The 14,639-nt window shown below is 27.1% G+C and carries 12 protein-coding genes, 1 rRNA gene and 1 riboswitch; of the genes, 10 read left to right on the top strand and 3 right to left on the bottom strand.

Translation table 11 applies throughout. The annotated features are described in order from the left end of the window. The 9 genes from rrf to Q1J78_RS02410 all read left to right on the top strand — a co-directional run. Positions 1-115 (top strand): 5S ribosomal RNA (rrf, locus tag Q1J78_RS02450); the annotation flags it as partial. A 42-nt stretch (positions 116-157) separates the two neighbouring features. Beyond that, a riboswitch (cobalamin riboswitch) is annotated at positions 158-363 on the top strand. A 502-nt stretch (positions 364-865) separates the two neighbouring features. Beyond that, positions 866-1,588 (top strand): energy-coupling factor ABC transporter permease, encoded by a 723-nt coding sequence (locus Q1J78_RS02445; protein ID WP_300277574.1) that lies wholly within the window; start codon positions 866-868, stop codon positions 1,586-1,588. Next, positions 1,581-1,922 carry an energy-coupling factor ABC transporter substrate-binding protein gene (locus Q1J78_RS02440; RefSeq protein ID WP_300277571.1) on the top strand — a complete coding sequence of 114 codons (342 nt, stop codon included), beginning with the start codon at positions 1,581-1,583 and terminating at the stop codon, positions 1,920-1,922. Before Q1J78_RS02445 ends, Q1J78_RS02440 begins: the two co-directional genes overlap by 8 nt. Positions 1,923-2,153: 231 nt before the next feature. Next, complete coding sequence (gene cbiQ / locus Q1J78_RS02435) at positions 2,154-2,834, top strand: cobalt ECF transporter T component CbiQ (protein WP_300277568.1); 681 nt, start codon at positions 2,154-2,156, stop codon at positions 2,832-2,834. Between the two features lie 104 nt (positions 2,835-2,938). Next, on the top strand, positions 2,939-3,736 hold the full coding sequence (locus tag Q1J78_RS02430; RefSeq protein ID WP_300277565.1) for an energy-coupling factor ABC transporter ATP-binding protein: 798 nt from the start codon (positions 2,939-2,941) through the stop codon (positions 3,734-3,736). Between the two features lie 164 nt (positions 3,737-3,900). Then, positions 3,901-6,165, top strand: a complete 2,265-nt coding sequence (locus Q1J78_RS02425; RefSeq protein ID WP_300277562.1) for a DUF3553 domain-containing protein — start codon at positions 3,901-3,903, stop codon at positions 6,163-6,165. Positions 6,166-6,185: 20 nt separating this feature from the next. Then, complete coding sequence (locus Q1J78_RS02420) at positions 6,186-7,478, top strand: M18 family aminopeptidase (RefSeq protein WP_300277559.1); 1,293 nt, start codon at positions 6,186-6,188, stop codon at positions 7,476-7,478. A 67-nt stretch (positions 7,479-7,545) separates the two neighbouring features. Next, positions 7,546-8,307, top strand: coding sequence for a patatin-like phospholipase family protein (locus Q1J78_RS02415; protein ID WP_300277556.1), 762 nt, complete (start codon positions 7,546-7,548; stop codon positions 8,305-8,307). A 90-nt stretch (positions 8,308-8,397) separates the two neighbouring features. Then, on the top strand, positions 8,398-8,922 hold the full coding sequence (locus Q1J78_RS02410) for a peptidylprolyl isomerase (protein WP_442952114.1): 525 nt from the start codon (positions 8,398-8,400) through the stop codon (positions 8,920-8,922). A gap of 349 nt (positions 8,923-9,271) precedes the next feature. Here the strand turns inward: Q1J78_RS02410 and Q1J78_RS02405 are convergent, their stop codons facing one another. Beyond that, positions 9,272-10,852 (bottom strand): putative manganese-dependent inorganic diphosphatase, encoded by a 1,581-nt coding sequence (locus Q1J78_RS02405; protein ID WP_300277553.1) that lies wholly within the window; start codon positions 10,850-10,852, stop codon positions 9,272-9,274. Between the two features lie 376 nt (positions 10,853-11,228). Here Q1J78_RS02405 and adhE point away from each other — a divergent pair, with 376 nt between their 5' ends. Then, complete coding sequence (gene adhE / locus Q1J78_RS02400; protein ID WP_300277551.1) at positions 11,229-13,865, top strand: bifunctional acetaldehyde-CoA/alcohol dehydrogenase; 2,637 nt, start codon at positions 11,229-11,231, stop codon at positions 13,863-13,865. Positions 13,866-13,943: 78 nt separating this feature from the next. Here the strand turns inward: adhE and Q1J78_RS02395 are convergent, their stop codons facing one another. Both Q1J78_RS02395 and Q1J78_RS02390 read right to left on the bottom strand, forming a co-directional pair. Beyond that, a complete protein-coding gene (locus Q1J78_RS02395) occupies positions 13,944-14,288 on the bottom strand; it encodes a hypothetical protein (RefSeq protein ID WP_300277548.1) in 345 nt (114 codons plus the stop codon). An 8-nt stretch (positions 14,289-14,296) separates the two neighbouring features. Then, entirely contained in the window at positions 14,297-14,545 is a 249-nt protein-coding gene (locus Q1J78_RS02390; RefSeq protein WP_300277545.1) for a hypothetical protein, read from the bottom strand. Between the last annotated feature and the right edge of the window lie 94 nt (positions 14,546-14,639).

The raw sequence follows: 14,639 nt of genomic DNA, 5'->3' as shown, positions 1-14,639 counted from the left end.
TGGTTATTATAGCAGAGAGGATACACCTGTTCCCATTCCGAACACAGAAGTTAAGCTCTCTAGCGCTGATGGTACTTGGGGCGAAGGCCCCTGGGAGAGTAGGACGTAGCCACGTAATCTTTTTTTTATTTTAATTAATAATTAAATATTAGACAAATAAATATAAATGATTTTCGGTTTCTGCAAAGAATTAATAAGGAATCAGGTGAAAGACCTGAGCAGCCCCCGCTACTGTAAGTGGACGAAAGTTAGAATAAAACCACTGTAGACAATTATTATAAGTATCGCATTTAATATCTATGGGAAGGTATAACTAGTAGATTGAAGCAAAGCCAGGAGACTTGCCGAAAATATAGAGTAAATTTCTTCGGGGATGAGGAAAGTTTCTTAATAATTAAAATGTATAAATTATAAATTTTATAATGATTTATTTTTAACAATATAATTATAAAATAAATGGAAATTTCAAAAGCCCTATATATTAGGGCTTTTTATTTTTTGAAATTATATGATATTTAAAACAAAATCATAATATAATCTCATTAAAAAGGTTATAAGAATTAGTAATAATAATTATTATATTAAAGAAAAAATAATATGTAAAAAATAACATGTAAAAATTAGAATCAATATATATTTGAAATGATATTAAAATAATATTATATATAAAATTGCTTTAATTATTTACTTAAAATAATTATTATATTAAAAATAATATCAATAAGGAATGTATGATAAAAATAAACTAATTATAAAATTAAAAATAAAAACAATATAATCCATTATTAAAATTTCGTCTATGAAACAAATCTCTTTTTTATATTTATAGTCTTATTATAAAAAATATATACTAAAGGAGAAAGAAATGAAGCAAAGAATGAAAACAATTTTTCTAGCAGCACTTATGTTAGTAGCTTTAAATCCTATTCAATCAAGTGCAATGCATATTATGGAAGGATTTCTTCCAAAACAATGGTCATTAATTTGGACTATAGTATTTATACCATTTTTTATAATGGGAATAAGATCAATAAATAAAATAGTAAAAGAAAATCCTAAGAAAAAAGTACTTTTAGCACTATGTGGAGCATTTGTATTTGTACTCTCTGCATTAAAAATACCGTCTGTAAATGGTAGTTGCTCACATCCAACAGGTGTTGGTTTAAGTGCAATATTATTTGGACCAGGAGTAACAGTAGTTTTGGGAACAATAGTATTATTATTCCAAGCTATATTATTAGCTCATGGAGGGCTTACTACATTAGGTGCAAATGCATTTTCAATGGCAATTGTAGGTCCTATAGTTTCCTACCTTATATTCAAAGGATTAGAAAAAATATGTAAAAATAGAAAAATAAATGTATTTTTAGCAGCTGCATTAGGTGATTTAGCAACATATACAGTAACATCTTTGCAATTAGCCCTTGCATTCCCAACAGCTACAGGAGGAGTAATAGCATCTGCTATTAAATTCTTAGGAATATTTTTAGTTACGCAAATACCAATAGCAATAGCAGAAGGTATACTTACTGTTATAGTATATAATTTAATAGCTGATAATATGGAAGGAGTTGATCTTGATGTCTAAAACAACAAAAAATAATTTATTGTTGATAATAATAGCTATATTATTGATTGTACTTCCATTAGCAATAAATCCTGGTGCTGAATATGGTGGAGCAGATGGTCATGCTGAAGAAGCTATAACAGAGATAAAACCAGAATATGAACCTTGGTTTAGTAGTTTTTATGAACCACCAAGTGGAGAAATAGAAAGTTTATTATTCTCAGTTCAAGCTGCATTTGGAGCAGGTATAATAGGATACATACTAGGGAATATAAAAGGTAAAAAATCTGGAAGAGAAGAAATAAAAAAAGAATTAAATAGAGATTTAACTTCAGAAAATAATGAAAATCAATAAAAATTAATTACAATAATAGAAGAGCTGCAAAAAATTGCAGCTTTTCATGTATCTAAAAGTTTAATATACTATCTAATAGATAAAATCTAATATACTTTTAATAGATATTGTATAATGTTTATTATGAAATATTAGCTAAAGCAAAATGATAAAAATTTTATATCATAATACAAATGAATTAAATTATCTAAATATAAATATTCAAAATTTATAATAACAAAAGGAGAAAAAATGTTAATAATAGATAAATATGCATATACAAATTCATTATCAGAAAAAAATCCTTATTTAAAAACAACATTTTCTATATTACTTCTAATACTTTCAATGATAATAGAAAATATAAGTTTTGAGATAACAATAATAATATTGATGTCATTGATAATATTATTAACATCTAAAATGTGTATAAGTGAATATTTAAAGTTGATTTCTATACCATTTATATTTATGGTTATGAGTATAATAGCTATAATTGTAAATATATCCACAGATACAAATGATATGATTAAATATATCACATTTACAAATATTTACATTGGAATATCCAAAACAGGTGTACTAAGTTCTATAAAAATTTTTTCTAGATCATTAGCATGTTTAAGTAGTGTGTATTTTTTAATACTTACAACACCATTTAATCAACTTATATTAGTATTAAAAAAATTACATATACCAGATAATATAATAGAGATATCTATGTTGATATACAGATTTATATTTATTTTTTTAGAAGAAGTATCTGAAATTCATAAATCTCAAGAAATAAGACTTGGATATATGGGAATTAGAAATTCATATAATTCTTTAGGATTACTTATAAATATGCTTTATAAAAGAATGATAAAAAGGTATGAAGATATGTCTATATCATTGGATATGAAGTTATTTAATGGGAAATTCTATATATAACAAAGATAATAATTATATAAAAAAATAATAAAAATAGAATAATACTATAAAATATATAAATGAAAAATTATTTTAAATATAGCTATTGTATAAAAGGAGAAAAAATGTATAAAATAGAGAATCTATCATTTAAATATGAAAAAAATAAATATGCACTACATAATATAAATATGGATTTTACAAAAGGAAATATAATAGGAATAATAGGAGAAAATGGTTGTGGTAAATCGACTCTATTTATGAATTTAACAGGGATACTAAAACCTTGTTCTGGAGAAATAAAATATAATGAAGAAAAAATAAATTATAAAAAGAAAAGTTTGTATAATTTAAGAAAAAAAGTTGGCATAGTATTTCAAGATCCAGAAAAGCAAATATTTTATTCAAAAGTTTACGATGATATAGCATTTACTATGAGAAATATAGGATTAGATGAAAAAGAAATAAAAAACAGAGTGGAAAAATCTTTAGAAGCTGTAAATGGAATAGAGTTTATAAATAAGCCAGTACAATTTTTAAGTTACGGACAAAAAAAGAGAGTTGCAATAGCATCTGTGATAGCTATGAAAAATGAAACAGTTCTTTTAGATGAACCAACATCAGGTCTTGATCCAAGAAGTACAGATGCAGTTGTCAATATTATTAAAGGTATGAAAGAAAGAGGGACAAATGTTATAATATCAAGTCATGATATGGATCTAATATATGAAATTTGTGACTATGTATATATTATGAATAAAGGAGAAATAATTGAAGAAGGACATCCAAATACAGTATTTTTGAATGAAGAAATAATAAAATCAGCTGGATTAAAAATACCATGGATAGTAAAAATATACAAAGAAATTAAAAATGATGGAACAAGTTTGGAAGAGGTTAGAAAAAAATTTGCTCAATATTAATAATTATAAATTAAAATAAAAAATAGCTTTTTAATTATATAATAGCGAATATATAATTTTAAGGCTATTTTTTATTTTAAAAACAAGATTTTCACTTAGATTGTAAATTATCTTATAATGTCTTAAAATATATAGTATAAAAAACTAAAAGGAGAAAATAATTTATGAATTTAGATACATTAAATCCATCACAAAGGCGGGCAGTTGAAAAAACAGAAGGTCCTGTATTAATACTTGCAGGGGCAGGTTCAGGAAAAACAAGAGTTCTTACAACTAGGATTGCACATTTAGTGGATAAAGGTGTTCAACCAGCAAATATATTAGCAATAACATTTACAAATAAAGCTGCAAATGAAATGAGAGAGAGGGTTGAAGAAACAGTTGAATCAGATACAAAAGATATGTGGATTAGTACATTCCATTCTTGTTGCGTAAGAATTCTTAGAAAAGATATAAATAAAATAGGATACAATAGAAGTTTTGTAATATATGATTCTGCAGATCAGATAACACTTATTAAGGACTGTTTAAAAGAATTAAATTTAAATGATAAAGTTTATGATCCTAGAACAGTAATAAGCTATATATCTGGAGCAAAAGACAAATTAAAAACTCCTAAACAATATAAAGATGAGTGTGCAGGAGATCCAAGGATGTCTAAAATAGCAGATATATACTCTATATATCAAGATAGATTAAAAAGAAATAGTGCATTAGATTTTGATGATTTAATAATTAAGACAGTAGAATTGTTTAAAAAAAATCCAGAAGTACTAGATTACTATAGAAGTAGATTTAAATACATAATGGTTGATGAGTATCAAGATACTAGTATGGCTCAATATGAATTTATAAAACAGTTAGCTATGGGACATAAGAATATATGTGTTGTTGGAGATGATGACCAAAGTATATATGGTTGGAGAGGTGCTGATATAAGAAACATATTAGAGTTTGAAAAAGACTACGAAGATGTTTTTGTAGTTAAGCTTGAACAAAATTATAGATCAACTCAAGTAATATTAGATGCAGCTAATAATGTGATTTCTAATAATATAGAAAGAAAAAGAAAAAAATTATGGAGTGAAAAAACAGACGGAGAGAAAATAAAAATAGAACTATCAGAAAATGAGTTAGAAGAAGGAAGATTTATATCTGATACAATAGAGAAAAAAGTAAAAAATGAAGGAAGAAAATATAGTGATTTTGCAGTTCTTTATAGAGCAAATGCACAAGCTAGAGCAATAGAGGATGCACTTAATAGAGTAGGAATTCCATACAATATATATGGAGGAACAAAATTCTATGAAAGAAAAGAAATAAAAGATTTAATAGCATACCTTAGAGTAATTGCAAATCCACAAGATGATATATCTTTAAAAAGAATAATAAATGTACCGAGAAGAGGAATAGGTCTTAGAACAATAGAAAAAGTAGAAGATAGAGCGAGTTTAAAACAAGAAAGCATATATTCTATTCTTATAGACATAGACTCTAACTCAGAAATTTCTACAAAAGCAAAGAAAGAAATAAATGGATTTGTCGATTTAATAGGTACTCTTAGAGCAATAAAAGATGTTTATCCAGTCAGTAAATTAATAGAAAAAGTATTAGATACAACAGGATATGTATATGAATTAGAAGAAGAAGTTAAAAAACATAAAAACAGCATGAATGGAAAATCAGAAGAAGCACAAGATAGACTTGATAATTTAAATGAATTCATATCTATAGCACTTGAATTTGAAAATAGCACAGATGAGAATTTTGAAGAAAAGGATTTAGAAACATTTTTAACTTGTGTAACATTAACATCTGAAACTACTGATGATGAAGAACCAAATAGAGTATCACTTATGACTATGCATACATCTAAAGGTTTGGAATTTCCAGTTGTATTTTTAACTGGAATGGAAGAAGGGCTATTCCCTATATCAAGAGCTATAAAATCTATGAAAGATTCTGATATAGAAGAAGAAAGAAGACTTTGTTATGTTGGAATAACTAGGGCAAGAGAAGAATTATTCCTTACAATGACTGAAAGAAGAACTCTTTACGGAAAAACAAATCACGCTATACAATCTAGATTTATAGAAGAACTGCCAGATGAATGTATAGAAAAGTTGTATGTAGGAAAAAGAGAACTTACATATACAAAAAGTAGTTATAATATCTTAGATAAATACACAAAAAAATATATGAGTAATATGAATAGAGAAGATATTGCAAAAAAAGTAAATGCAACTAATAAAAATGAAAATACTATTGCTGAACCAGAAGATATAAAACTTGGTTCAAAAGTATATCATCCAAAATTTGGAGTAGGAACAGTTGTTGCAGCAGCAGGAAGTGATATAACAATAGCATTTGAAAAACAAGGAATAAAAAAAATAAATAAAGAATACACTACATTAGATTTAGTAAAATAATATTAAAAAGGAGTAAGTATATGAAAAATTTTGCAAAAAAAATGTTAGATTTTATATATGAAAGTCCAACACAATTCAATGCAGTATCTACATCTGAGAAGATACTTTTAGAAAATGGATTTGAAAAATTAAATCCAAAATCGACTTGGAAATTAGAAAAAGGTAAAAAATACTACACTACTAAAAATTCATCAGCTCTTATAGCTTTTAAAATCAACTCTACAATGGTAGAAAATGAAGGATTTAGAGTAATAGGATCACATACAGATTCTCCTTGCTTTAGAATAAAACCAAATGCAGAAATGGAAAGTTGTGGATCATATTTAAAATTAAATACAGAGGGATATGGTGGTATGATTCTAAGTACTTGGTTTGATAGACCATTATCTATGGCAGGAAGAGTATTTTTAAAAGGAAAAAATCCATTTAATCCAATAGAAAAGATAATAAATATAAATAAACCAGTATGTATAATACCGAATTTAGCAATACATATGAATAGAAGTATAAATGATGGATATAAATATAATAAACAAAGAGATATGCTTCCACTAGTAGGACTTTTAAATGAGCAATTAGAAAAAGATAATTATATGATAAATTTAATTTCAGAAGAACTGAATGTAGATATAAAAGATATTATAGATTTTGATATATTCTTATATGAATATGAAAAAGGTTGTTTTACAGGACAAAATGAAGAGTTTATATCTACAGGAAGATTGGATAACTTATCTATGTATTATTCATCGATAGAAGCCTTACTAAATTCAAATTCAAATACAGGAATAAGTATAGCAGTAGGATTTGATAATGAAGAAGTAGGAAGTTCTACAAAACAAGGTGCTGATTCAAATATGTTATTAAATATATTAGAGAGAATATGCATATCATTAAATAAAGATAGAGAAGACTTCTTTAAAGCATTAGAAAACTCATTTATAATATCATCTGATTTAGCACATGCTGTACATCCAAACTTAAATAGTATGGCAGACCCTACAAATAGACCTGTTATGGGTAAAGGTCCTGTTATAAAAATTCATGCAGGACAAGCATATACTAGTGATGCATATTCTATATCTGTTTATAAAGAAATTTGTAGAAAATGTGAAGTTTCTTATCAAGAATTTGTAAATAAATCTGATGAAAGAGGTGGAAGTACAATAGGTCCTATATCATCTACTCATATAGATATACCATCTGTTGATATAGGAGCGCCAATACTTTCAATGCATTCAATAAGAGAACTTGGATGTTGTGAAGATTTTTATAATACATACAAAACTTTTGTGAAATTTTTTGAAATATAATGTATAATACTTTATAAAGAAAATAAATTATTTTATACTAAAATAAAAATGAAAGCGAGATGTTTATATGAAGGTAGCTTTATGTATAGAAGGTGGAGGAGCTAAAGGTGCTTATGAAGCAGGAGTTATAAAAGCTCTTTATGACAATGGAATAAAAGAATATTCAGCAGTTGCAGGGACTTCAATTGGAGCTATAAATGGATATTTTGTAACTACAGGAAATATAGAGAAGTTATCATATGTATGGAATAACACTGAAGATTTTTTATGGAAATTAGGCAGTGAATTAAAAATAGTAAATAATACAATAGATAATGAAGTATTAATGACAGTATTGAAAGAAATAGAAGAAGGAAAAAGAAAAGAAATTCCTCTTTATGTAAATTATGTAGAAGTTAAAGGACATGAATCTGAAGAAAAAGTAGTGGATACATCTAAATACAATACTAAAGAATGTATGGAATTTATCAAATATAGTTCATTACTGCCTTGTGATCCAAATAAAAATATTAGTTTTAGAGAACGGTTTGCAGAAGGATTAAAAGATGGAATATATGATGGATTCTGCTTAGATGGAGGTATAGTTAGAAGTTTACTACTTAGTCCACTACTAGATGAAGATATAGACAAAATAGTAGTAATATCAACTAAGGATAATTATGAATTACCAGAAGAAGCTATCGAAAAACTTGGAAAAGAAAAATTTATTGTAGCTAGACCTAAATATAAGTTTGATCCAAATGCTACATTAAATATGGATGGAGATTTTTGTAGAAAAATATTTGAAGAAGGTTATGAGATAGGAAAAGAATTATTAAATCAAATTTAATCTAAGTAAAATTTATATATTCTATCTAAATATTTTGATATAATATTATAGAATTAATAATAAAATGAAAGTGAGGATTTTAAAATGGCTATAGAAATGAATAATCCAATAGTTACAATAGAAATGGAAAATGGAGGGATAATAAAAGCAGAACTTTATCCACATATAGCTCCAAATACAGTGAATAACTTTATAAACTTAATAAATAAAGGATTTTATAATGGAGTGGGATTCCACAGAGTTATAGAAGGCTTTATGATACAAGGGGGTTGCCCAGATGGAACAGGTATGGGTGGACCAGGATATTCTATAAAAGGTGAATTTACAGGAAATGGATTCACTAATAATTTAAAACATGAAAGAGGAGTTTTATCAATGGCTAGAACAATGGATCCAAATTCAGCAGGATCTCAGTTCTTTATAATGCATAAAAATTCACCACATCTTGATGGACAGTATGCTTCATTTGGTAGAGTTATAGAAGGAATGGATGTTGTAGATGAAATAGCTACAACTCAGACAGGATGGGGAGATAAACCAAAAACTCCACAGACTATGAAATCTGTTACAGTTGATACATTAGGCAAAGATTATCCAGAAGTAGAAAAATTTTAATTTAATAAATGAAAAAAACTCTTTCTATATAAAAATAGAAAGAGTTTTTTTATGAAGTTCATTTACTAAATTAACAAATAGATAGTTTATAAAATGGAGATATAATATAAATTTAAAAATTATTCAATATAAATACCAACTTTAAAATAAAATTATTGAAATATAGTGGTAATTAATGGTAAAATAATATGGTACGAAATGTATTGAAAATATAAAGACTAAAAACAAAAAGCTAAAAACAAAAAATGTCCCGATGATTTGGATCGGGACATTTTTTGTTTTCAAGTTTAAAAAAATTAAAATAAAAAAGAAGACAAAAGCCTTCTTTTTTATTTTAATTTATAATTAACTACATATTTTTAACAGCATTAGTAAGTCCAGGAACAAGCTGTTTCTTTCTAGAAACACAACCTTCAACAAATACACCTTGTTTAGCATCAACTTCAAATGCTTCTGATATAACATTATCTGGAGCTTTATATATTAAATAAGAACCTTCTTTTATTATATCAGTCACAGCAAGAACTAATAAATCGAAATCAGTAGAGTTTATGTATTCAAGGAACTGATCTTGTTTAGCAAATATTGAATCTATATCAAGAGTAAATACCTGACCTATACCAACATTTTTTCCACTCATATCGAATTTTTTAAAGTCCATGTTTACTATTTCTTCAATTGAATATTCATCAAGAGAAGTACCATATTTAAACATATCCATTCCATATTTTTCCATATCAACTTTTGCTATTTCAGCTAATTCTATACAAGCTTGTTTATCTAATTCAGTAGTTGTTGGTGATTTAAATATTAATGTATCAGAAAGTATTGCTGAAAGAAGAAGACCAGCTATTTCATAAGGAACTTCAACTTTATTTTCTTTATACATATTATATATTATTGTACAGCTACAACCAACAGGCATTAATCTAACTGAAAGAGGAACATCAGTAGATATTCCACCTAATTTATGATGATCAATTATTTCAAGTATGTTAGCTGATTCAAGACCATCAGCACTTTGACCAAATTCATTGTGATCTACAAGTATAACATCTTTTTTAGGTAATTTAACTAAATCAGAAGATGATAAAACCCCAAGAATTTTTTTATCTTTATCTACAACTGGATAAAGGACTTTATCACAAAGTTTAAGATCTTCAGCAAAAGAACATTCACAAATATCACAAGAACATTCTCTAACTAGTGATTCAACACAAGCACAATGATTTATAGTATTTGAAGTTTTGTAGTTATTAGTTTTAACTGTTACTACTGAAACATTATTTCTTTCAGCTTTTTCCTTTAATTCATCTGATATTTCTGTTTCAGAAGTTAAAACTATTAAAGCAGCTTTATTATCAATAGCGTATTCTATAGCATCAAATCTATTTCCAACAATAACGATATCTCCTTCTTCAAGAGTTTCCATAACTGTTTCCATATCAAATGAAAGAGTAAACACTCTACCATGTATTTTTTCAGAGCAGTTAACGATAACTTTTCCATCAAGATTTTTACATATATTAGATATAGTTGTATCTATTGTTTTGAAATGCTGATATAATAATTCATTTGCTATTTCCTTTAATGATACACATCCAGCAAATTTTCCATCCTCATCTGCAACTGGAACTGTTTCAACACCTTTTTCATTCATTAAATTATAGGCTTCTAATAAAGAAGAAGATAGATTTAAAGTATTTTCTTTATCAAAAGATAAATCTTTAACCTGAACTTTTACACTATCTATGACTTTAGGTGCATCTACTTTAAAGTAGTTAAGTGCATATTCTGCTTCCTTTCTAACTTCTCCTAATGCACAAGCAATAGCATCTTGACCTAAAGATCTTTTTAAGTTTGCATATGCTATAGAAGAACATATTGAATCTGTATCTGGGTTTTTATGCCCGAAAACTAATATACTCATATGGTATAATCTCCCTTCATTTAAAATTAAATTATAAATTTTATAAATTTATTATACCATATAAGTTGAAATAGTTTGATATATGATTATAAAAAATGAAATAGTTATTTATACAATAAAAATATTAAAATGAGATAATATTTCAATTTAAAGGAAAAGGATATCTTTAAAAAGAAAATTAAAAATAAGAAAAGAATGATAAAAAAATATCAAAAAGGTGTTGACTTATATCAAAAATAGGATTATTATATACTCATGGAAAGAAAAGATAAGTGAAATAAATCACTATAATAATTGAAAAAACTAAGTTTGGTAATATTTTTTTATGTATAATAATTTGTTAATTATCAAACTAAAAATAAATGGAGGAAAACAGATGACTAAGGAAATTAAAAAAGTTGAAGAAAAAATGGCAAGCCCAGAAATAGTAAAAGACAAAGAAAGCTTTGAAATAAGACTTGCAGAAGTGAGAAAAGCTCAGAAAGAATTAGCTAAACTTAATCAAGAACAAGTTGATAAAATATTCTTAGCAGCAGCAACAGCAGCAAATCAAGCGAGAATACCTCTAGCAAAAATGGCTTTTGAAGAAACAGGAATGGGTGTTGTTGAAGATAAAGTAATAAAAAATCACTTTGCATCTGAATATATATATAATTCATATAAAAATGAAAAAACATGTGGAGTAATAGAAAAAGACGAAGCATTTGGATTCAAAAAAATAGCTGAACCAATAGGTGTGTTAGGAGCAGTTATACCAACAACAAATCCAACATCAACAGCTATATTCAAAATATTAATATCATTAAAAACTAGAAATGCTATAATGATATCTCCTCATCCAAGAGCTAAAAAATGTACAATAGAAGCAGCTAAAATAGTACATGAAGCAGCTGTAAAAGCAGGTGCACCAAGAGGATGTGTAGCTTGGATAGATGAACCTTCATTAGAATTAACAAATACATTAATGGCTGAAGCTGATACAATATTAGCAACAGGTGGTCCTGGAATGGTTAAATCAGCATATTCTTCAGGAAAACCAGCAATAGGTGTTGGTGCAGGTAATGTTCCAGCTATAATGGATGAAAGCTGTGATATGAAAATGGCTGTAAGTTCAATAATAATGTCTAAATCATTTGATAATGGTATGATATGTGCATCTGAACAATCTGTAATAGTTCCAGAAAAAATATATGAAGATGTTAAAAAAGAATTTATACATAGAGGATCTTATGTATTAAATGCTGAAGAAGCAGATAAAATAAGAAAAATAATATTAAATGAAGCAGGTGCAGTAAATGCTAAAATAGTTGGACAAAGACCTTCAACAATAGGTAAAATGGCAGGTATAAATATACCAGAATCAGCAAGAATAATGATAGCAGAAGTTGATGAAGTTGAATTTGTTGAACCATTTGCTCATGAAAAATTATCTCCAATTTTAGCTATGTACAAATATAAAACATTTGATGAAGCAGTATATAAAGCAGAAAGACTAGTTGAACAAGGTGGATACGGACATTCTTCAGCATTATATGTAGATACAATAAAACATCCAGAAAAAGTAGATCAATTCACAAATGCATTAAAAACTTGTAGATTAATAATAAATTCTCCATCATCTCATGGTGGTATAGGAGATTTATATAACTTCAAATTAAAACCATCTCTAACTTTAGGATGCGGATCTTGGGGTGGAAACGCAGTTTCTGAAAATGTAGGAATTAAACATTTAATAAATATCAAGACTGTAGCTGAAAGGAGAGAAAATATGCTTTGGTTTAGAGCTCCAGAAAAAGTTTACTTCAAAAAAGGTTGTATGGGAGTAGCTATGAGGGAATTTAAAGAAGTAATGGACAAAAAAAGAGCCTTCATAGTAACAGACTCATTCTTATATAAAAATGGATATACAAAAACAATAACAGATTTATTAGATGAAATGGGAATAGTAACAACAACATTCTACAATGTTGCTCCAGACCCAACACTTGCTTGTGCTAAAGAAGGAGCAGAAGCCATGAGAGCTTTTGAACCAGATTTAATAATAGCAGTAGGTGGAGGATCAGCAATGGATGCTGGTAAAATTATGTGGGTATTATATGAACATCCAGAAGTAGATTTCCAAGATTTAGCAATGAGATTTATGGATATAAGAAAAAGAGTTTATACATTCCCTAAAATGGGTGAAAAAGCTTACTTCTGTGCAGTACCAACATCAGCAGGTACAGGATCTGAAGTTACTCCATTTGCAGTTATAACAGATCAAGATACAGGAATAAAATATCCTTTAGCTGATTATGAATTAATGCCTAATATGGCTATAGTAGATGCTGATTATATGATGCAGATGCCAAAAGGATTAACAGCAGCATCAGGAATAGATGCATTAACTCATGCATTAGAAGCATATGTATCAATGTTAAGAACTGAACCAGCAGATGGTATGGCACTACAAGCAGGTAAAGCTATATTTAACTACTTACCAAGAGCATACAGTAATGGTCCAGTTGATCCAGAAGCAAGAGAAAAAATGGCTTTAGCTTCAACTATGGCAGGTATGGCATTTGCAAATGCATTCTTAGGTGTTTGCCACTCAATGGCACATAAATTAGGAGCATTCCACCATATACCACATGGTATAGCAAATGCATTACTAATATCAGAAGTAATAAGATTTAACTGCTGTGAAGCTCCAGCTAAAATGGGAACATTCCCTCAGTATAAATACCCTGATACATTAGAAAGATATGCTGAATTTGCATCATTCTGTGGAATAAAAGGAAATAGCGATAAAGAAAAAGTAGAAAACTTAATAAAAGCTATAGAAGATTTAAAAGCTAAACTTAATATACCAAAAACTATAAAAGAAGCAGGAGTAGATGAAGCTAAATTCTTAGAAACTCTTGATGAAATGACTGAACAGGCATTTGATGATCAGTGTACAGGTGCAAACCCAAGATATCCATTAATGAGTGAAATAAAAGAAATGTACTTAAAAGTATACTATGGGAAATAATATATAATAAAGTCAACATTACCATATTAAATACATAGAGCCTAAAAAAAGAGCCGTTGTAAAATACAATGGCTCTTTTTATAATGGATTAAAGATTCTATTAAATGTTACTTTTTCATATTCATTTTTTATAGCTATAGTAGAATGCGAAAAATCTATTTCAAAATTAGCAAATGCAGATAATAAATCTATATTTCTAAGTAAATGAACAGTCATAATATTTCCAAATTTATCGATTCTAAGTATTATAGCTCTTACAAAAGGAAATTGGATTCTAGAATAAAACATTTTACTATCTACAGCATCAATATCAAGACTTCTATAGTTAATATCAATAAAAATATCAATATCTTCTTCACTTTCTCTAATAACTCGAAATTCAAAATCTGAGTCCAAGGTAAGTTGACCTATATTATAAATCATAAAATCACCTATCTTTTTTTTAGGAATTTAGCTCCTAAGTACTTTTTGATTTCATCTTCTGGTGAAAAATCATCTATTAAAATTTCTTTACCAGTATCTTCAAAAACTACAAGAACTTCACAATCACCCTGTAAGAAGAATTTTCTAACAGTTTCTTCCTTAACTTCTCTTACTTTTACTATGTTTTTCTTTTCTTTTTCAAAATCTTTAGTATAATAACTTCCCATCATATTTATATATTTTGTGTATCTATTCATAATATCCTCCTATTTTAAAATTTATAGTAAAGTATTAAATACTTTTTTAATAATATAATTATACGAAAAAGAATAAAATCTATCAATAAAAATA

Origin of the sequence: Peptacetobacter sp. (genome assembly GCF_029264495.1) — a bacterium.
In the GTDB taxonomy this organism is placed as follows: domain Bacteria; phylum Bacillota; class Clostridia; order Peptostreptococcales; family Peptostreptococcaceae; genus Peptacetobacter.
This window is presented reverse-complemented; position numbering and strand designations above follow the sequence as displayed.

Bases quoted from the DNA above. Each gene is read 5' to 3' on its own strand.
- Q1J78_RS02425 (WP_300277562.1), top strand. From the start codon at position 3,901: ATGAATTTAGATACATTAAATCCATCACAAAGGCGGGCAGTTGAAAAA.
- cbiQ (WP_300277568.1), top strand. From the start codon at position 2,154: ATGTTAATAATAGATAAATATGCATATACAAATTCATTATCAGAAAAA.
- Q1J78_RS02430 (WP_300277565.1), top strand. From the start codon at position 2,939: ATGTATAAAATAGAGAATCTATCATTTAAATATGAAAAAAATAAATAT.
- adhE (WP_300277551.1), top strand. From the start codon at position 11,229: ATGACTAAGGAAATTAAAAAAGTTGAAGAAAAAATGGCAAGCCCAGAA.
- Q1J78_RS02395 (WP_300277548.1), bottom strand. From the start codon at position 14,288: ATGATTTATAATATAGGTCAACTTACCTTGGACTCAGATTTTGAATTT.
- Q1J78_RS02445 (WP_300277574.1), top strand. From the start codon at position 866: ATGAAGCAAAGAATGAAAACAATTTTTCTAGCAGCACTTATGTTAGTA.
- Q1J78_RS02390 (WP_300277545.1), bottom strand. From the start codon at position 14,545: ATGAATAGATACACAAAATATATAAATATGATGGGAAGTTATTATACT.
- Q1J78_RS02420 (WP_300277559.1), top strand. From the start codon at position 6,186: ATGAAAAATTTTGCAAAAAAAATGTTAGATTTTATATATGAAAGTCCA.
- Q1J78_RS02405 (WP_300277553.1), bottom strand. From the start codon at position 10,852: ATGAGTATATTAGTTTTCGGGCATAAAAACCCAGATACAGATTCAATA.
- Q1J78_RS02415 (WP_300277556.1), top strand. From the start codon at position 7,546: ATGAAGGTAGCTTTATGTATAGAAGGTGGAGGAGCTAAAGGTGCTTAT.
- Q1J78_RS02440 (WP_300277571.1), top strand. From the start codon at position 1,581: ATGTCTAAAACAACAAAAAATAATTTATTGTTGATAATAATAGCTATA.